Consider the following 17,990-nt stretch of genomic DNA (forward strand, 5'->3'; position numbering starts at 1 on the left):
CTGTGAACAGAGTCAACTTGAATAACGATAAAACAATCAGTGTGAGGGAAAAAATATTGCTTACCGCGCACGATCTGTTTTATTCCAGCGGATTTAAAGCAACGGGCGTGGATACCATTATCAAGCAGGCTAAAGTCACGAAAGTGACGTTTTATCGCCATTTTCCGGGAAAAAGTTTACTGATTGTTGCCTATCTCCACTATCGACACGAAATATGGATTGACTGGTTTGAAAACACGCTGCGTCGACATCTTGCTGCGGGTAAAACCCCGGCCAGTGCATTATCTGACACGCTGTATGAATGGTTTATTTCGCCATTATTCCATGGGTGCGCCTTTATTAATGCCAGCGCAGAAGCAAAATCTGAAGAAAATGAACGCGAAATAAAAGATATTTGCCGCAATCATAAAACCGAAACAAAGGCAAAAATAGCATCCCTGACCGGCATAACCGATGAGAAAACCGTTAATGAAATCATGATGCTGATCGACGGTGCGATTATTCATGCGCAAATGGGGATCGCAGCGGATGAGGTCATAAGCTCATTGAAAAAGGGAGTAGAACGGCTAACAGAAAACGCCGCCTGAACCGGGGCACGATCGGCCGTCGACGAAATACGCTTAGCATGGAAGGGCTGGCGCTGAGCCTGGCAGTGAATGCCAGGCTCCTGCCTTTAGTCATCATCTTCTGCCCGTTCCGCCATCGCCAGCGAGCTGGCACTGGCCGGATCAAACAGGGAAATACTCTCGATCTGATTTAGCATGATCACCTTTCTGAAGTCCATTGCGCTTCCGGGTTCTGAATCCAGAGTAATGTCGTGGCGGGCATACCATTTGCTGTAATTATTTTCGATGCAAATCCGCATTGTCTTCTCATCGCGGTAGCCGCTTAGCATAGGGATCAGCACGATATTGGCGGTTTTTTCATACTCGAGCGTTGCGGTGTGGATCATGCCGACATAAATCCGTCTCGAGCGCAGCGTCACCTGCGCCAGCTCCCCTTGCTCCATACACTGATACAGCAGTTGTTCGATACCGCTCGACTGCGCGAGACGTTTGTAGAGCTTCTTCCTGCCTTCTCCGTCCAGCCTGGCGCTGCCTGCCCAGTTAGAACGATAAAGACAAAACAGGATGGCGAAGGCCAGCATGACGACAACAGGTGCCTGAATACCTAAAAAGCTCCAGTTCATAAAATCTATTTGCCAGTCGGCATAGGTTTGCGCCGTGAAGTGGAAGGTGTTGTCGGCGGCAGAAAGTGCATAGAGCAACAGCCAGAGCAGCCCCGTGGCGATCACCCCTTGCAGAACGAAGATACAGCCATACAGGGCAACGAGAAAATAGACATCCCAGCCGAAAGATCGCTTGATTTTAAAACGGGTCGACAGGTCACGGCTGGTGTACCAGTACCCACAGACCATCAGCACCATAAAGATAGCCGTTCCCATATCAGGCCCTCTTCAGCGCGTTAACATGACGCAGGAAATCCTGTCGCACCTCGTTGCTCTTGTAGTTCACCGAGGCGTTCCCGTCCTGGTCGATGATGATGCGATCGCCATCCTCCACGGCTTCGATAATTTCCTGCTGGCTCATCACCTGGAGCAATGATTCCGGACTGGAGAAAAGTGACAGAAAGAAACGTTTCATCGCGGGGTTTCCTCATCCTTATGATTAAAAAGGATAAGTCTGGAAGAAGAAGGGGAAATGCGCCTTAAGGTAAAACTGAAAAGCAAAACGGGAAACAGGTGCGTCAGAAAATGTTCTGAAAAAAGCATCGGCAACACAGGTGTAACATTTTGAAAAATAATATAAATAAAAAATAGTTGTACACAAACTTGGACAAATAACGTTAATTGTGTAAGTTTTAATTATGCGATTACGCCACGTTGTTTACCGCCAGGATGTGACCCATGAGCACTTTGCCCTCTGTCGTGAGTCGGTTTGTTGAGTACTACACCGCACTGGATAGCCAGCCGCCCTCAGCGCTGGTCGGGCTTTATCATTCGGATGCCACGCTTATCGATCCGTTCGGCGAGCATGACGGGATTTTCGCGCTCCAGCGCTATTTCACCCATCTGCTGGCCAATGTTGAAAATTGCCGTTTTACCATTGATCCTCCGCTGTTCGGTGACCGCCGTTTCGTTGTCACGTGGATTATGCACTGGTCGCATCCGCGCATTGCCGGAGGCGAGCCGCTCGACCTGCCGGGATGTTCGGTGGTGGAGACCGAACATGGGTTGATTACTCGCCAGCGTGACTATTACGACGCCGGAGAGATGATCTACGAACACCTTCCGCTGCTCGGTTGGGCAGTGCGCGGCGTGAAGCGGAGGGTGAACGCATGAGCACGGTTCTGATTACCGGAGCAAGCTCGGGCATCGGCGCCGGGCTGGCGAAATCCTTCGCCGCTGACGGCCACACGGTTATCGCCTGCGGGCGCGATCCGGCGCGTCTGGACGCCCTGCATCAGCACAGCCCCACTATCACGGTTCGCCTGTTCGATATGACAGACAGGGACGCCTGTCGCCAGGCGCTGACGGGCTGCTATGCCGACCTGGTTATTCTCTGCGCCGGTACCTGCGAATACCTTGAGCAGGGCGTGGTGGATGCAGCGCTGGTAGAGCGGGTGATGACCACCAATTTCCTCGGGCCGGTGAACTGTCTGGCCGCGTTACAGCCGCAGCTGGTTTCAGGCAACCGCGTGGTGCTGGTCAGCTCCATGGCGCACTGGCTGACGTTCCCGCGCGCAGAGGCTTACGGCGCGTCCAAAGCGGCGTTGAGCTGGTTTGCCGACAGTCTGCGGCTCGACTGGGAGCCGAAAGGGATCGCCGTGACGGTGGTATTCCCGGGCTTCGTTGATACGCCGCTGACCCGAAAAAATGACTTTGCCATGCCGGGCAGGGTGAGCGTTGAGGAGGCCGTGCAGGCCATTCGGACCGGGCTGGCAAAAGGGAAAATGCAAATTGCGTTTCCGGTGGGGTTTGGCCTTATCTTGCGGTTGCTCTCAGGGCTTCCCGCATTTCTTCAGCGCGCACTGCTGCGCAGGATGGTGCGTTCATGAAGATTGCCATTATCGGCAGCGGCATCGCCGGGTTGACCTGTGCCTGGCGTCTTGCCGGTCATCATGAGGTGACGCTGTTCGAAGCGGGGGCCACTCCCGGCGGGCATACCGCGACGGTTGACGTGCCGACGCCCCAGGGCACTTTCGCCATCGATACCGGTTTTATCGTCTACAACGACCGTACCTACCCACGATTTATGGGCCTGCTGAGCGAGCTGGGTATCAGCGGGCAAAAGACGCAGATGAGCTTTTCGGTGCATAACCCGCAAACCGGGCTGGAGTACAACGGACACACCCTGACCTCGTTATTTGCCCAGCGTCGAAACCTGGTGAACCCATCGTTCTGGCGGCTGCTCGGAGAGATTGTCCGCTTTAATCGCCTGGCGAAACAGGCGCTGGAGAGCGAGCCAGACCCGCACGCGACGCTGCAGACGTTTCTGGACAGGCACCGCTTTACGCCGTTTTTCGCACGTCACTACATTCTGCCGATGGGGGCGGCCATCTGGTCATCGTCGTTGCAGGAGATGAAACGTTTCCCGTTGCCGCTCTTTTTGCGTTTCTTTGACAATCACGGCCTGCTGGATGTGACGCATCGTCCGCAGTGGTACGTCGTGCCCGGAGGTTCGCGGGAATACATCCGCGCCATGCTGGATAAACTCGGTGACCGCCTGACGCTACACCTCAACGCCCCGGTGCAGCGGGTGATTCGTCAGCAGAATGGGGTAACGATCCAGCTCGACAACGCGAGCCACAGCGTTGATCAGGTGATTTTTGCCTGTCACTCCGGGCAGGCGCTGGCGATGCTTGACGCGCCGAGCGCGGCTGAGCAGGACGTGCTGGGCGATATCGGCTGGCAGCGTAATGAGGTGGTGCTTCACAGCGATCCGCGCTGGCTACCGGTACGTCAGCGTGCCTGGGCGAGCTGGAACTACCGTCTGAGCCAGCAGGATCAGGCCAGCGCCTGCGTCACCTACAACATGAATATTTTGCAGGGGTTGCCTGCGGGTAGCCCGTTGTTCTGCGTCACCCTTAATCCGGACATCCCCGTGGATGAACGCTTCGTTCTGAAACGCTTTGTCTATGAACACCCGCTGTTTAACCCCAAAAGCTGGCGTGCACAGGCGCGTCGCGGTGAGATTAACGGCCACCAGCGTAGCTGGTTCTGCGGCGCTTACTGGTACAACGGCTTTCATGAAGATGGCGTGCGCAGTGCGCTGGACGTGGTGAATGCAATAGCCGCCGGGGAGGGGAACTGAAATGAACAGCTGCCTCTATCACGGTGTATTACGCCATCGTCGCTTCCGGCCGAAAGCGCACCAGTTCCGCTACAGCGTCTTTATGGCCTGGCTCGATCTCGATGAGCTGGAGACGTTGCCCGCGGTCGGGGTCCGTCGCAATCGTGTTGCCGCCGCCTCGTTCCATGATGCGGATTATCCGCTGGGCACGCCGCTTAAAGATAATGTCCTCACCAGGCTTGAAAGCCTGACCGGAGAACGGCCGCAGGGGCGGGTTATGCTCCTGACGCAGCTGCGCTACTTCGGATTCCATTTTAATCCGGTCAACTTTTACTACTGCTATGACCGGGCGGAGACGCTGCGCTGGGTGCTGGCGGAAGTTCGCAATACCCCGTGGAATGAGCGTCATTACTACGCGGTGAATGGGCAGGATGCGCGTCCCACAGAAAAAGCGTTTCATGTTTCCCCTTTTAACCCGATGGACATGGTCTACCACTGGCGCTTTAACCCGCCTGACGACTCGTTGCATATGCACATTGAAAACCATCAGGAAGCGAAGGTGTTTGACGCCACGCTGGCGCTACGCCGGGAGCCGCTTACCCGGGCGGCACTGCGGTCGCTGCTGCTGCGCATTCCACTGATGACCCTCAAAACCGTTTTCGCTATTTACTGGCAGGCGCTGCGGCTGTGGCTCAAGCGCGTGCCGCTGTATAACCATCCCGTCAGCAGGAGTGAACGCTCATGACCGATCCCGTCTTTGCGCTTGAACCCGATATCCCGCGCAACGTCCGCATCGCGCGCTGGCTGCTGTTTCGTCTGTTAAGCGGTATCCGCGGCGGCTCGCTGACCCTGCGTGAGGGTGCTCAGACGTTCCATTTCGGCGAGACATCCGCTGCGCTGCATGCGGACGTTCAGATCCTGAGCCCGGGCGTGTACTGGCGTGTCTTAACGGGGGGCAGCCTCGCCGCCGCTGAGGCCTGGATGGATGGCGAATGGGAAACCACACAGCTCACACCATTGCTTGAGATCCTGGCGCTTAACGGGCAGGTGCTTGGCCGGCTGGAAAAGGGATTTCGTCTGTTCAGCAGGCCACTTGAACGGCTTCGTCACTGGACGCGGCGAAACTCACGCGCCCAGGCCCGCGAAAATATTGCCGCGCATTACGATCTGGGTAACACCTTCTATGCCCATTTTCTGGACAACGAGTTGCTTTACTCCAGTGCGCTGTTCACCGCAGATGAGCAGGATCTCACGGCGGCTCAACAGGCCAAAATGGCTCGCCTGTGCGATCAGCTGGCGCTGAACGCCAATGATCACCTGCTGGAAATTGGCACCGGCTGGGGTGCGATGGCGGAATATGCCGCCCGTCATTATGGCTGTCGGGTGACCACCACGACGCTGTCGCAGGAGCAGTATCTCTGGGCGAAAGAACGGATTGTCCGCGCCGGGTTGCAGGATCGCGTTGAGGTACTGCTGTGCGATTACCGCGACCTCACCGGAGAGTACGACAAGCTGGTCTCGATAGAGATGATTGAGGCCGTGGGGCAGCGCTATCTGCCAACCTTCTTCCGCACCTGTCAGGCCAGGCTGCGACCGGGAGGTCGTATGGCAATACAGGCCATCACCATTCAGGACCAGCGCTATCGCGACTACAGCAAAAGCGTCGACTTTATCCAGCGCTACATTTTTCCCGGCGGTTTTTTACCAAGCATCACCGCCATGAATGAGCTTATGACACGCCACACCGATTTCGTGATGCGCAATCTCTTTGATATGGGGCCCGACTATGCCCGCACGCTGGCTCTCTGGCGCCAGCGCTTCGTGCATGCATGGCAGGAGATTGAAAAGCTTGGGTTCGATGAGCGGTTTCGTCGGATGTGGCTGTACTACCTCGGCTACTGCGAAGCCGGGTTTAACGCCCGCACCATCAGCGTGGTGCAGCTGACCGCCGAGCGCGTATGAAACATTATTTGCAGGTCTTTCTGCTGGCTATCGCGTTCGATTTTTACTGGGCGCTGGTGGTGCTCTTTCGCGAGCAGGGCCTGATTATCTGGATCGTGCTGGCGGTTGTGGCCTGCCTGCTGTTGCCGTCCGCGTACCGACTTTACGCCATTGCGCTGGCCGCGGCAGGGAGCCTGCTGGATACGCTCTGGGCGTTGACGGGCCTGCTTGCGTTTACGGGTGAGTCACTGATGCCGCTGTGGATGGTGGCATTGTGGCTGATGTTCGCCACCGTCTGGACTCAGCTGACGCGCACAACAACATTACCCGGCTGGCTGCTGACCCTGCTGGCAACCGTGGGCGGGCCTGTCGCCTATCTGATTGGCGAACGGCTTGGTGCCATTACTTTTCTGGAGCCGACCTTTATTGTCATCAGCTGGATGGCACCGGGCTGGCTGGTATTGATGCTGTTTTTCCATCTGCTGGTGGGGAGACAAAAATGAGAGCTGCGGCACTGCTTCTCTGGCTGATAATCCTGTCCCCCGTGGCTCAGGCTGCCGACTGGCTGACATGGCGCAAGGTCGGTGACGCCACGCTGACCTGGGGGCCGTTCACCGTCTATACCTCACAGCTTCGCACGCCGGAGGGGCGTTACAGTGGGGAGAACGGGGATCGGGCGCTGATCATCACTTACGCGCGTGAAATCGACCGTGAAGACCTGGTTGAGGCAACGCGCGATCAGTGGCAGGCGCAGGGGATCCTCGAGCAGGAGCCCCAAAGCGAAGCATGGCTGCGTATGCTCCAGTCGCTCTGGCCCGATGTTGGGCCGGGCAGCCAGCTGGCGTTTGTGGTCACCGACAGGCAGGGGCAGTTCTGGTACCGCGCTTCGGCGGCGCAGAAAGACTTTATTCCACTGGGACCACGTCAGTCCGCCGCGTTCAGCACGCGCTTTCTGGCAATCTGGCTCAGTCCCCGCACGCAATATCCCGCGCTGCGTCAGCAGCTGACAGGAGGGCAACAATGAAACGTATACTGGTCATCGCGCTGGCGGTAACGATGCTGCTGGCCGGCTGCAGTACAGAGGTGACGGAATACCGTCAGCAGCAGCCGAAGCTGGATATCTTCCACTATTTTCAGGGGAAAACCGAAGCGTGGGGCATGGTGCAGGATCGCAGCGGTAAACAGTTGCGCCGGTTTCACGTTGAGATTGCCGGGGACGTTATCGGCGATACGCTGACGCTCAATGAACATTTCGTCTATGACGACGGCGAAAAGCAGCAGCGGGTATGGCATATCCGACGGATGGGTGACGATCGCTACGAAGGCACGGCAGGGGATATCGAAGGGGTGGCAACCGGGCAGGCGGCGGGAAACGCCTTCAACTGGCATTACAGCATGCAGGTGAAAGCCAATGGCAGCACCTGGCTGCTGCACTTTGACGACTGGATGTACCTGCAGGATGAAACCCATCTGTTCAATAAAACAGAGCTGAAGAAACTGGGCGTCACCGTCGCCACGGTGACGCTGTTCTTTACCCGCAAGGCGTGACGTTACTCGCTCCCGGGCGCCGGTTCGGCTGGGGTTTTGCTGCTGAGGTAGATGAAGATCAGCGCAATGGCCAGGCAGACGATGGCCCCGAGACGGCTCAGCGAAAACGGAATGACGGCGTTACCCAGCCAGCCAAAGCTGTCAATCAACATGCTCATGGTGAGCTGGCCGAAGATCACCGCGACCGTGGCAACGGCGGTACCGATACGTTGTACCGCCAGTACCATTATCACAATGTAGGGCACGCCGAACAGGGCACCGAGCAGCTGCCATTTGGGCACGTCCATCAGGGTAACGGCCTGTTTGGGTTCAAAGAAGAAGATTAGCAGGGCGGTGACCAGCGCACCAACGGAAAACGTCAGAAACGCGCTTTTAAAGACGCCCACGCTGCTTCCCAGCTGTCCGTTGATGGCGGCCTGGATGCTCAGCGTCGCGCCGCCACACACTGCCAACATAATCATAATCAGTGTCATTTTGTTACCCCTGTGCAACCAGAACCAGCGCGGCAATGATGAAAAGCAGCGCGATGATGCGTTTACCGTTAATCTTTCTGGGCGTGGTGCCCAGCAACCCATAGTGGTCAATGATAAGACTCTTAAAGACCTGACCTGCCAGAATGCCAATCATCGTCAGGGCAATGCCGATGGCCGGCGTGGCGAGGGTCAAAATGACGACGTAAACGGGCCCGAGTACGCCGCCGAGCAGTTGCCATGCGGGCTGTGCGAAAAACGACGGACTGTTACGCGGGCTGAAAAACAGCATCAGCAGAAACGTCAGCGCGGCACCTGTACCGAAAATACTGAACGTGGCCCATAAATCGCCGACTTCCCCACCCAGTGGCCCCAGCAAGCCAGCCTCTACAGAGAGGCCCATGCCGCCGAGAATAACCAGTAAAATTAACAACCATTGCATATTCATTATCTCTACGTTCTGAAGGTGAAACAGACTAGACCTGAACATCGATGAGAAAAATGCCATAATGCAGGAAACACCTTTGCAGGAAATGCACTAATGGTTGATGCCGGAAATATGAATATCCGCTCGCTGCGGGTTTTTATTGCGGTTTACGAAGCGCAAAACTTTTCTGTGGTCGCCCGGCGGGAGGGGATGTCTGCCTCGCAGGTTTCACGCGTTATCCATCAGCTTGAGGATGCGCTCGGCCAGCAGCTTTTCTATCGTAATACCCGGGCGGTGATCCCAACGGAAAGCGGCCACCTTTTTATCCGCTACGCCAGAGCGATGGTGGAAAGCCTGGAGGAGGCGCGTCGGGAGCTGGATGAGCGTTCGACGGAGCCTTCCGGCACGCTGCGCATAAATGGCCCGGTGTACTTTGGGCAGCGGCACGTTGCCCCTGGCCTGCCTGCACTGGCGGCGCGGTATCCCCGGCTGAATATAGAGCTGACGCTGACCGATGACTTTATCGACCCGCACAAAGATGCCGCCGACGTTATCTTTCGCATCGGCATGCTGACGGATTCAACCTTTCACGCGCGGGTTTTTGGCCAGCAGCGTTACCATCTGGCCGCGTCGCCGGACTATTTGCGAAAACACGGCGTGCCAGACGGGCCGGATGACCTCAGTCGCCACCGGTGCCTGGTCTACCGCGGGTCGTCAGGTCCCAATCGCTGGCTGGTGCGAGGTCAGGGGGAAGCCTGGGTACATTACCCCGTGGTGCCGCTGATGACCTCCAATAATGCGGAGTCGCTGCTCATTGCCGCGCTGGGCGGGATGGGGATCGTGCTGTTTCCGGACTGGCTGATTGGCGACAGACTGCAGAAGGGGGAACTGGTCGCACTCCTCGCGGAACGGGAGTGCGCCATAAACACCGAGCCGCTGAACATTGCGGCGATCTATCCTCACGCCCGTCATCCGCCCCTGAACGTCAGGGCGGTGATTGATCATTACGTGGCGCTTTTCGGCACCCCGCCTTACTGGCAGACGTAGCGATTACGCGCCGAGTTCTTTACGGATAATGTCGGCGCCGGCGCTCAGGGCGTTGAGCTTTCCGTTGGCTACCTGACGTGAGAGCGGGGCCATCCCGCAGTTTGTTGATGGCCACAGCTTGTCGGCATCGACAAACTGCAGCGCTTTACGCAGCGTATCGGCCACTTCCTCTGGCGTCTCAATGGTATTGGTCGCCACGTCAATGGCACCCACCATCACCTTTTTGCCGCGGATCAGTTCCAGCAGGTCCATCGGTACGCGGGAGTTGTGGCACTCCAGCGAGATGATGTCGATATTGGACGTCTGCAGTTTAGGGAAGGCTTCTTCATACTGCCGCCATTCTGAACCGAGCGTTTTTTTCCAGTCGGTATTGGCTTTGATGCCATACCCGTAGCAGATATGGACCGCGGTCTGGCAGCGCAAACCTTCGATGGCGCGTTCCAGCGCGGCAATACCCCAGTCGTTCACCTCATCAAAAAACACGTTAAAGGCCGGTTCATCAAACTGGATGATATCAACGCCTGCCGCTTCTAACTCCCTCGCTTCCTGGTTGAGAATTTTGGCAAATTCCCAGGCCAGCTTTTCGCGGCTTTTATAGTGAGCGTCATAGAGGGTGTCGATCATGGTCATCGGGCCGGGCAGAGCCCACTTGATCGGTTTATCCGTGAGCTGACGTAAATACTTTGCGTCATCAACGAACACCGGTTTTTGACGCGCGACGGCATCCACCACGGTCGGCACGCTCGCGTCATAGCGGTTACGAATTCGCACGGTCTGGCGGTTCTCAAAATCAACGCCGCTGAGATGTTCAATAAAGGTGGTGACGAAGTGCTGACGAGTCTGTTCCCCGTCGCTGACAATATCAATGCCCGCACGGATCTGCTCATCCAGAGATAAACGCAGCGCATCCTGTTTACCGGCAAGTAATTCCTGATCCTGCAATTTCCATGGCGACCAGAGCGTTTCGGGTTGCGCAAGCCAGGTTGGCTTAGGCAAACTGCCAGCCGTTGAAGTCGGGAGCAATGTTTTCATAGTAGAAGACCTTTATTATTGATTAATTAAAGCGTGTTGTGACCTGACCACTGCTCAAGAAGAGGTTTATAGGGCTTGATGAAATACGCTTCCGTAAATTTGCCCTGTTCAATTGCCAGCCGGCTGCGTTCTTCGCGGTCATAAACAATTTTTGTTAATGAATGATCCTCATGATTCAGATCGGGCTGGTAGCATTCTCCGGCTGTCGAGTTCGCATTGTAAATTTCAGGGCGATAAATTTTCTGGAAAGTCTCCATGGTGCTGATGGTGCTAATCAACTCCAGGTTGGTGTAATCCCGTAATAAATCGCCGGTGAAATAAAACGCAAACGGCGCTGCGCTATTCTCAGGCATAAAGTAACGAACCTGCAGACCCATTTTCCCGAAATACTGCTCGGTTAAGGATGTACCGTCCGGACGATACTCGATGCCCAGCACCGGGTGCTGGTTGCCCGTGCGGCGGTAGGTGTCTTTGCTGGAGACGCTCAGGCAGATCACCGGTGCCTTTTTGAAGTTCTCTTTGTATTCAGGTGAGTTAACGAAATGCCGGAAAATAGTGCCGTGCAGCTCACCAAAATTATCCGGGATCGCGAAGCGGGACTGATTTTTATTGTGCTCCGGCAGCAAGACGCTGAAATCATAATCGCGGACATAGGACGAGAAATTATTTCCAACGATACCGTCGATGCGCTCATGGGTCTTTTTATCAACGATCGTTGTCTGCAATATTTCGATAGCCGGGAAGGGCTTCTCAGCGCCGATATGCAAATCCACAGAAATAATGTCCAGTTCGAGCGCATAGCGATCGGCTTTTGGGTTGTCCCAGCGCGCTAACGCGTTAAAACGGTTATTCATCATCACCAGCGTATTACGCAGGTTTTGCTGGCGTTTTTCGCCACGGGCCAGGTTGGCGAAGTTGGTGGTGGTACGCGTATTTTCTGAAGGGTTATAATTTTCATCAAAGCAACTACGCTTAAGGCTAAATGTAAAAGCATTACTCATCGTCGTTATACATCCTAAGTTCTTGTTGCTAAGAAGTTACCAATGCATAATTTATGCCTGAGCCCGTGACGGAGGGGAAGTGACTTAATTTCACTGCAACATGAGCTATCTTCATGAACAGCGCCTTTCCAGGTATAATCCCCAAAATTTCAATACGGTTTAGAAACGATCATGACAAAACTCACCCTACAAGAGCAGATGCTGAAAGCAGGCTTAGTCAGCAGTAAGAAGATGGCTAAAGTTCAGCGCACGGCCAAGAAATCGCGCGTTCAGGCCCGTGAAGCAAGGGAAGCAGTAGAAGAGAATAAAAAAGCGCAGCTCGAGCGTGACAAGCAGCTGAGCGAGCAGCAGAAGCAGGCGACGCTGGCGAAAGAGTTTAAAGCGCAGGTCAAGCAGCTGATCGAAATGAACCGCATCACCGTGACCAGAGGCACCATCGCCTTTAACTTTACCGACGGCAATCTCATCAAAAAAATCGAGGTCGACAAGCAGACGCAGGCCCAGCTGATCAATGGCCGCCTGGCGATTGCGCGTCTGGTGATTAATGCCAATGGCGACTGCGACTATGCGATTATCCCGGCAGTGGTGGCCGATAAAATCGCCCAGCGCGATGCCGAGAGTATCGTGTTAAACAGCGCCCTGAGTCAGGAAGAGCAGGATGAAGACGATCCGTACGCAGATTTCAAAATTCCTGACGATTTGATGTGGTAAGCAGCGCTTAAAACGGTGCGGCGTGACGGGCGTTAATTGCCTCTGCGCTCACCGGATGCACAAAATCCAGCTCGCTGGCGTGCAGCATCAGCCGTGGTATCTGTTCGGTGCCCGGCAGTGCAAGACCACCATACAGATCGCAGCCTAAAATAGGGTAGCCCAACTGCTGGCAGTGAATACGCAGCTGGTGGGTTCGCCCGGTCTCCGGGGTCAGTCTGACCCGCGTTAACGGCAGTGCCGCATCATAAAACCGGTCCATCACCTGATAGCGTGAGCGTGCGGGTTTGCCGGTAATTGCACAAATCGACATCAGCGGAAACAGCGCCGGATCTTTAGCAATCGGGGCATCAATCACTCCCTCGTCGTGTTCCACATGCCCGCAAAGCAGGGCGCTGTATACCTTTCGCACGGCGCGCTGGCTAAACTGGTGACAGAGGGCGGCGTTAATCGCTTTATTGCGCGCAATCACCATCAGCCCGGATGTACCGAAATCCAGACGATGCACCAGCGTGCAGCCGGGAAACGTCTGTACCAGTCGATAATGCACTGAATCGCGGTTTTGCGGATTTTTGCCTGAAAGGCTGAGCAGACCGGAAGGCTTATTAATCAGGACCAGATGTTCGTCCTGCCAGAGGATCTCGATCTCGTCGTGACACGGTGGGGCAATAAAAGAATCTATAATCGCAGACATCAGACGGCCCGACAGAAGAGTGGGTGCGGATGATAGCGAATTTTTAGCGGTGGGGACAGTAAGAAACCCTCCCACCAGGCGGTGAGAGGGGGATGATTAAGCGGCTACGAGGCTGTCGATAGCGGCTTTCGCGTCGGTCTGCGCTTTGGTCGCAACTTCCGGGCCGTAGGCAATACCTTCAGCAAACACGAAATTCACGTCGGTGATACCGATGAAGCCCAGGAACAGAGTCAGGTACGGTGCAACCAGGTCAGTTGGGGTGTCTTTGTGAATACCGCCACGGCTGGTCAGTACAATCGCACGCTTACCTTTCACCAGACCTTCAGGACCGTTTTCAGTGTAACGGAAGGTTACGCCGGCACGGGCCACCAGGTCGAAGTAGTTCTTCAACTGAGTAGGGATGTTGAAGTTGTACATTGGCGCGTTGATCACGATAACGTCGTGCGCCTGCAGTTCAGCAATCAGCTCGTCAGAGAGGGCCAGGGCTTCCTGCTGACGTGGCGTCAGGGGAGCGTCGCCTGGACGCAGCGCGCCAACCAGTTCGCCATCCAGCACAGGAATCGGGTTTGCAGCCAGGTCACGCACGGTGATTTCATCAGCAGAATGCTGTTCACGCCACTGTTCAACGAAGTAGTCAGAAAGCTGACCAGACTGTGAGTACCCTGCCAGAATACTGGATTTCAATACTAATACTTTGCTCATGGGTGATTCCTGTTTTTGCATTTGATTGAAGGGGGTTGCCCCGTTGCTTGTTGACACTCTATTCACAATCCTGTCGCAGGGATAGCGCAATATATCGAAGTCTATGTTCGAATTTTTTGAATAAGGCACTCAAAGCGCCAATGTGATACTCTATAGCAATCATTAAAAAGAGATTTTACCCGGCAGTGCACTGCCCGTTAACGCTATGACAGAACAACAAAAATTAACCTTCCCGATGCTCCTGCAACAGCTTGATTCACTGATGCTGCGTGATAAACAGCGGTTTGCCCGCCGTCTGCACGGGGTGAAGAAGGTTAAAAATCCTGATGCACAACAGGCCATTTATCAGGAGATGGCGAAAGAGATTGAACAGGCGGCAGGGAAAGTCGTGCTGCGCGAAGCCGCACGTCCGGAGATTACCTACCCGGAAAACCTGCCGGTCAGTCAGAAAAAACAGGACATTCTTGACGCCGTGCGCGACCACCAGGTGGTGATTGTCGCAGGGGAAACCGGTTCAGGGAAAACCACTCAGCTGCCGAAAATTTGTATGGAGCTGGGGCGTGGGGTGAAAGGGCTGATTGGTCACACCCAGCCGCGTCGTCTGGCGGCGCGTACCGTGGCGAACCGTATTGCCGAAGAGCTGCAAACGCAGCCCGGCGGCTGCATTGGGTATAAGGTGCGATTCAGCGACCACGTTAGCGATAACACCATGGTCAAGCTGATGACTGACGGTATTCTGCTGGCGGAAATCCAGCAGGATCGTCTGCTGATGCAGTACGACACAATCATTATCGATGAAGCGCACGAACGCAGCCTGAATATCGACTTCCTGCTCGGGTATCTGAAAGAACTGTTACCGCGTCGCCCGGACCTGAAAATTATCATCACCTCCGCCACCATCGATCCGGAGCGTTTCTCAAAGCATTTCAACAATGCGCCGATTATCGAGGTCTCTGGCCGAACGTATCCGGTGGAGGTGCGCTATCGCCCGATAGTGGAAGACGCGGACGATACCGAGCGCGACCAGCTGCAGGCCATCTTTGATGCCGTCGACGAGCTGGGAAATGAAAGCGCGGGCGACATTCTGATTTTCCTGAGCGGCGAACGGGAAATTCGCGATACCGCTGACGCCCTCAGCAAGCGCGATCTTCGCCATACCGAAATTCTGCCGCTGTATGCGCGCCTGTCTAACAGCGAACAAAACCGCGTGTTCCAGCCGCACAGCGGACGTCGTATTGTGCTGGCCACCAACGTGGCGGAAACCTCGCTTACCGTGCCGGGCATCAAATATGTGATTGACCCGGGTACGGCGCGTATCAGCCGCTACAGCTACCGCACCAAAGTGCAGCGCCTGCCAATTGAGCCGGTTTCTCAGGCTTCCGCTAATCAGCGTAAAGGCCGCTGCGGCCGTGTGTCGGAAGGGATCTGTATTCGCCTCTATTCCGAGGACGATTTCCTGTCGCGCCCGGAGTTTACTGACCCGGAAATTCTGCGCACCAACCTGGCGTCGGTCATCCTGCAGATGACTGCGCTAGGGCTTGGCGACATCGCCGCGTTCCCGTTTGTCGAAGCGCCGGACAAGCGCAATATTCAGGACGGCGTGCGCCTGCTGGAAGAGCTGGGTGCCATCACCACCGACGAGCAGGCTAGCGCCTACAAACTGACGCCGCTGGGCCGTCAGCTCAGCCAGCTGCCGGTTGACCCGCGTCTGGCGCGCATGGTGCTGGAAGCACAGAAACACGGCTGTGTGCGTGAAGCAATGATCATTACCTCCGCGCTCTCGATTCAGGATCCGCGCGAGCGTCCGATGGACAAGCAGCAGGCGTCTGATGAAAAACACCGTCGGTTCCACGATAAAGAGTCCGACTTCCTCGCCTTTGTGAACCTGTGGAACTACCTCGGCGAGCAGCAGAAAGCGCTGTCGTCGAACCAGTTCCGCCGCCAGTGCCGCGTCGATTTCCTCAATTATCTGCGCGTGCGCGAGTGGCAGGATATCTACACGCAGCTGCGTCAGGTGGTGAAAGAGCTGGGCATTCCGGTTAACAGTGAACCGGCGGAGTACCGCGAAATTCACATTGCGTTGCTGACCGGGCTGCTCTCCCATATCGGGATGAAGGATGCCGACAAGCAGGAGTATACCGGGGCGCGTAACGCCCGTTTCTCCATCTTCCCGGGGTCCGGTTTATTCAAGAAACCGCCTAAATGGACCATGGTGGCCGAACTGGTGGAAACCAGCCGCCTGTGGGGCCGCATTGCGGCGCGCATTGATCCCGAATGGGTTGAACCTGTTGCCCAGCACCTGCTGAAGCGCTCATACAGTGAACCGCACTGGGAGCGCGCGCAGGGCGCGGTGATGGCGACCGAAAAAGTGACCGTTTACGGTCTGCCGGTGGTTGGCGCGCGCAAGGTTAACTACAGCCAGATAGATCCCGCGTTGTGTCGGGAGTTGTTTATTCGTCACGCGCTGGTGGAGGGCGACTGGCAGACGCGTCATGCATTCTTCCGTGAAAACCTCAAACTGCGTGCCGAAGTGGAAGAGCTTGAGCATAAATCCCGTCGCCGCGACATTCTGGTCGACGACGAGGCGCTGTTTGAGTTTTACGACCAGCGTATCAGCCACGATGTGATTTCTGCCCGCCACTTCGACAGCTGGTGGAAGAAGGCCAGCAAAGAGACCCCGGACCTGCTCAACTTTGAAAAGAGCATGTTGATCAAAGAGGGAGCGGAGTCGGTCAGCAAACTCGATTACCCGAACTTCTGGCATCAGGGCTCTCTCAAGCTGCGTCTGACCTATCAGTTTGAGCCGGGCGCGGATGCGGATGGCGTCACCGTACACATTCCGCTGCCGCTGTTAAACCAGGTCGAAGAGAGCGGATTCGAGTGGCAAATTCCGGGGCTGCGTCGCGAGCTGGTGATTGCGCTGATCAAATCGCTGCCAAAACCGGTGCGTCGTAACTTTGTGCCTGCGCCAAACTATGCCGAAGCGTTTTTAGGCCGCGTAACGCCGCTGGAGTTGCCGCTGCTGGATTCGCTGGAGCGTGAGCTCAGGCGCATGACGGGCGTAACCGTCGACCGCGACGACTGGCACTGGGATCAGGTGCCCGATCACCTGAAAATCAGCTTCCGCGTGGTGGACGACAAAAACAAAAAGCTGCAGGAAGGCCGATCGCTGACCGAACTGAAAGAGGCGCTGAAAGGTAAAGTCCAGGAGACGCTTTCTGCGGTGGCTGATGACGGTATCGAGCAGAGCGGATTGCACATCTGGAGCTTTGGCGCGCTTCCGGAAAGCTATGAGCAAAAACGCGGCAACTACCGGGTGAAGGCCTGGCCTGCACTGGTGGATGAGCGTGACAGCGTGGCCATCAAACTCTTTGATAATCCACAGGAACAACAGCAGATGATGTGGCGTGGTCTGCGTCGTTTGCTGCTGCTTAATATTCCGTCACCGATTAAATATCTGCACGAGAAGTTACCGAACAAAGCCAAGCTTGGCCTCTACTTTAACCCATACGGTAAAGTGCTGGATCTGATTGACGACTGCATCTCCTGTGGTGTGGACAAGCTTATCCACGAGGCGGGCGGTCCTGTCTGGTCAGAAGCGGAGTTTGCGGTACTGCATGAGAAAGTCAGGGCAGAACTGAACGACACCGTGGTCGACATTGCGAAACAGGTCGAGCAGATCCTCACCACCGTGTTCAATATCAACAAACGCCTGAAAGGGCGCGTGGATATGACCATGGCGCTGGGGCTGTCGGACGTGAAAGCGCAGATGGCCGGGTTAGTGTACCGTGGATTCGTTACCGGCAACGGCTTCAAACGCCTTGGCGATACGTTGCGTTATCTGCAGGCGATCGAAAAACGTCTGGAGAAAATGGCTATCGATCCGCATCGTGACCGCGCGCAGATGCTGAAAGTGGAAAGCGTGCAGAAGGCATGGCAGCAGTGGCTCAACAAATTGCCGCCGGCGCGCCGTGACGATGAAGACGTGCAGGCGATCCGCTGGATGATCGAAGAGCTGCGCGTCAGCTTCTTTGCCCAGCAGCTCGGAACGCCGTATCCCATTTCGGATAAACGTATTTTGCAGGCAATGGAGCAGATTTCGGCGTAACGTCGGGTGTTCGCCCTCTC

At 55.8% G+C, this 17,990-nt stretch carries 20 protein-coding genes; 12 read left to right on the plus strand and 8 right to left on the minus strand.

Translation table 11 applies throughout. The features are described from left to right. The first annotated feature begins 2 nt into the window (after window positions 1-2). Entirely contained in the window at window positions 3-587 is a 585-nt protein-coding gene (locus HV242_RS10365; protein WP_050736755.1) for a TetR/AcrR family transcriptional regulator, read from the plus strand. A gap of 86 nt (window positions 588-673) precedes the next feature. Here HV242_RS10365 and HV242_RS10370 read toward each other — a convergent pair whose 3' ends face one another. Both HV242_RS10370 and HV242_RS10375 read right to left on the minus strand, forming a co-directional pair. After that, complete coding sequence (locus tag HV242_RS10370; protein WP_047744605.1) at window positions 674-1,444, minus strand: hypothetical protein; 771 nt, start codon at window positions 1,442-1,444, stop codon at window positions 674-676. Window position 1,445: 1 nt separating this feature from the next. After that, window positions 1,446-1,643, minus strand: a complete 198-nt coding sequence (locus HV242_RS10375) for a hypothetical protein (RefSeq protein ID WP_008502331.1) — start codon at window positions 1,641-1,643, stop codon at window positions 1,446-1,448. Window positions 1,644-1,906: 263 nt separating this feature from the next. Between HV242_RS10375 and HV242_RS10380 the strand changes: the two genes are divergently transcribed. From HV242_RS10380 to HV242_RS10415, 8 genes are read left to right on the plus strand one after another with little or no spacing between them, the layout of a single operon-like run. Next, window positions 1,907-2,341 (plus strand): nuclear transport factor 2 family protein, encoded by a 435-nt coding sequence (locus HV242_RS10380; protein WP_014169955.1) that lies wholly within the window; start codon window positions 1,907-1,909, stop codon window positions 2,339-2,341. Beyond that, complete coding sequence (locus HV242_RS10385) at window positions 2,338-3,057, plus strand: SDR family NAD(P)-dependent oxidoreductase (protein WP_050736756.1); 720 nt, start codon at window positions 2,338-2,340, stop codon at window positions 3,055-3,057. The genes HV242_RS10380 and HV242_RS10385 overlap by 4 nt, the downstream gene beginning before the upstream one ends. After that, a complete protein-coding gene (locus HV242_RS10390; RefSeq protein WP_049022881.1) occupies window positions 3,054-4,313 on the plus strand; it encodes an NAD(P)/FAD-dependent oxidoreductase in 1,260 nt (419 codons plus the stop codon). The genes HV242_RS10385 and HV242_RS10390 overlap by 4 nt, the downstream gene beginning before the upstream one ends. Window position 4,314: 1 nt before the next feature. Further along, window positions 4,315-5,037 carry a DUF1365 domain-containing protein gene (locus HV242_RS10395; RefSeq protein ID WP_050736757.1) on the plus strand — a complete coding sequence of 241 codons (723 nt, stop codon included), beginning with the start codon at window positions 4,315-4,317 and terminating at the stop codon, window positions 5,035-5,037. Next, window positions 5,034-6,254 (plus strand): SAM-dependent methyltransferase, encoded by a 1,221-nt coding sequence (locus tag HV242_RS10400; protein WP_047744609.1) that lies wholly within the window; start codon window positions 5,034-5,036, stop codon window positions 6,252-6,254. The genes HV242_RS10395 and HV242_RS10400 overlap by 4 nt, the downstream gene beginning before the upstream one ends. Beyond that, window positions 6,251-6,736, plus strand: coding sequence for a DUF2878 domain-containing protein (locus HV242_RS10405; RefSeq protein WP_014169960.1), 486 nt, complete (start codon window positions 6,251-6,253; stop codon window positions 6,734-6,736). The genes HV242_RS10400 and HV242_RS10405 overlap by 4 nt, the downstream gene beginning before the upstream one ends. Beyond that, the gene (locus HV242_RS10410) at window positions 6,733-7,257 is read left to right on the plus strand and encodes a hypothetical protein (protein WP_050736758.1); all 525 of its coding nucleotides are present in this window, start codon (window positions 6,733-6,735) and stop codon (window positions 7,255-7,257) included. Before HV242_RS10405 ends, HV242_RS10410 begins: the two co-directional genes overlap by 4 nt. Continuing rightward, window positions 7,254-7,781, plus strand: coding sequence for a DUF3833 domain-containing protein (locus HV242_RS10415; protein WP_050736759.1), 528 nt, complete (start codon window positions 7,254-7,256; stop codon window positions 7,779-7,781). The genes HV242_RS10410 and HV242_RS10415 overlap by 4 nt, the downstream gene beginning before the upstream one ends. A gap of 2 nt (window positions 7,782-7,783) precedes the next feature. On the opposite strand, the gene HV242_RS10420 is transcribed toward HV242_RS10415, so the two are convergent. After that, complete coding sequence (locus tag HV242_RS10420) at window positions 7,784-8,254, minus strand: DMT family transporter (RefSeq protein WP_032681070.1); 471 nt, start codon at window positions 8,252-8,254, stop codon at window positions 7,784-7,786. A 4-nt stretch (window positions 8,255-8,258) separates the two neighbouring features. Next, window positions 8,259-8,693, minus strand: a complete 435-nt coding sequence (locus tag HV242_RS10425) for a DMT family transporter (protein ID WP_032670472.1) — start codon at window positions 8,691-8,693, stop codon at window positions 8,259-8,261. A 99-nt stretch (window positions 8,694-8,792) separates the two neighbouring features. On the opposite strand from HV242_RS10425, the gene HV242_RS10430 reads away from it, so the two are divergent. Next, window positions 8,793-9,725 (plus strand): LysR family transcriptional regulator, encoded by a 933-nt coding sequence (locus HV242_RS10430; RefSeq protein WP_014169965.1) that lies wholly within the window; start codon window positions 8,793-8,795, stop codon window positions 9,723-9,725. 3 nt (window positions 9,726-9,728) lie between these two features. Here HV242_RS10430 and HV242_RS10435 read toward each other — a convergent pair whose 3' ends face one another. Together HV242_RS10435 and HV242_RS10440 are read right to left on the minus strand one after the other, a co-directional pair. After that, on the minus strand, window positions 9,729-10,757 hold the full coding sequence (locus HV242_RS10435; RefSeq protein WP_025204256.1) for a methionine synthase: 1,029 nt from the start codon (window positions 10,755-10,757) through the stop codon (window positions 9,729-9,731). Window positions 10,758-10,783: 26 nt separating this feature from the next. Beyond that, window positions 10,784-11,758: a DUF1852 domain-containing protein gene (locus HV242_RS10440; RefSeq protein ID WP_014169967.1), complete on the minus strand. Its 975-nt coding sequence runs from the start codon at window positions 11,756-11,758 to the stop codon at window positions 10,784-10,786. A 171-nt stretch (window positions 11,759-11,929) separates the two neighbouring features. On the opposite strand from HV242_RS10440, the gene HV242_RS10445 reads away from it, so the two are divergent. Further along, window positions 11,930-12,469 (plus strand): DUF2058 domain-containing protein, encoded by a 540-nt coding sequence (locus tag HV242_RS10445; RefSeq protein ID WP_014169968.1) that lies wholly within the window; start codon window positions 11,930-11,932, stop codon window positions 12,467-12,469. Between the two features lie 7 nt (window positions 12,470-12,476). On the opposite strand, the gene HV242_RS10450 is transcribed toward HV242_RS10445, so the two are convergent. Next, complete coding sequence (locus HV242_RS10450; RefSeq protein ID WP_032678112.1) at window positions 12,477-13,160, minus strand: RluA family pseudouridine synthase; 684 nt, start codon at window positions 13,158-13,160, stop codon at window positions 12,477-12,479. A gap of 96 nt (window positions 13,161-13,256) precedes the next feature. Further along, entirely contained in the window at window positions 13,257-13,862 is a 606-nt protein-coding gene (gene azoR / locus HV242_RS10455; RefSeq protein ID WP_025204253.1) for an FMN-dependent NADH-azoreductase, read from the minus strand. A 205-nt stretch (window positions 13,863-14,067) separates the two neighbouring features. Here azoR and hrpA point away from each other — a divergent pair, with 205 nt between their 5' ends. Next, window positions 14,068-17,970: an ATP-dependent RNA helicase HrpA gene (hrpA, locus tag HV242_RS10460; protein WP_032678113.1), complete on the plus strand. Its 3,903-nt coding sequence runs from the start codon at window positions 14,068-14,070 to the stop codon at window positions 17,968-17,970. The last annotated feature ends 20 nt before the right edge of the window (window positions 17,971-17,990 follow it).

This window comes from Enterobacter sp. RHBSTW-00593 (assembly GCF_013784105.1).
Lineage (GTDB): Bacteria > Pseudomonadota > Gammaproteobacteria > Enterobacterales > Enterobacteriaceae > Enterobacter > Enterobacter ludwigii.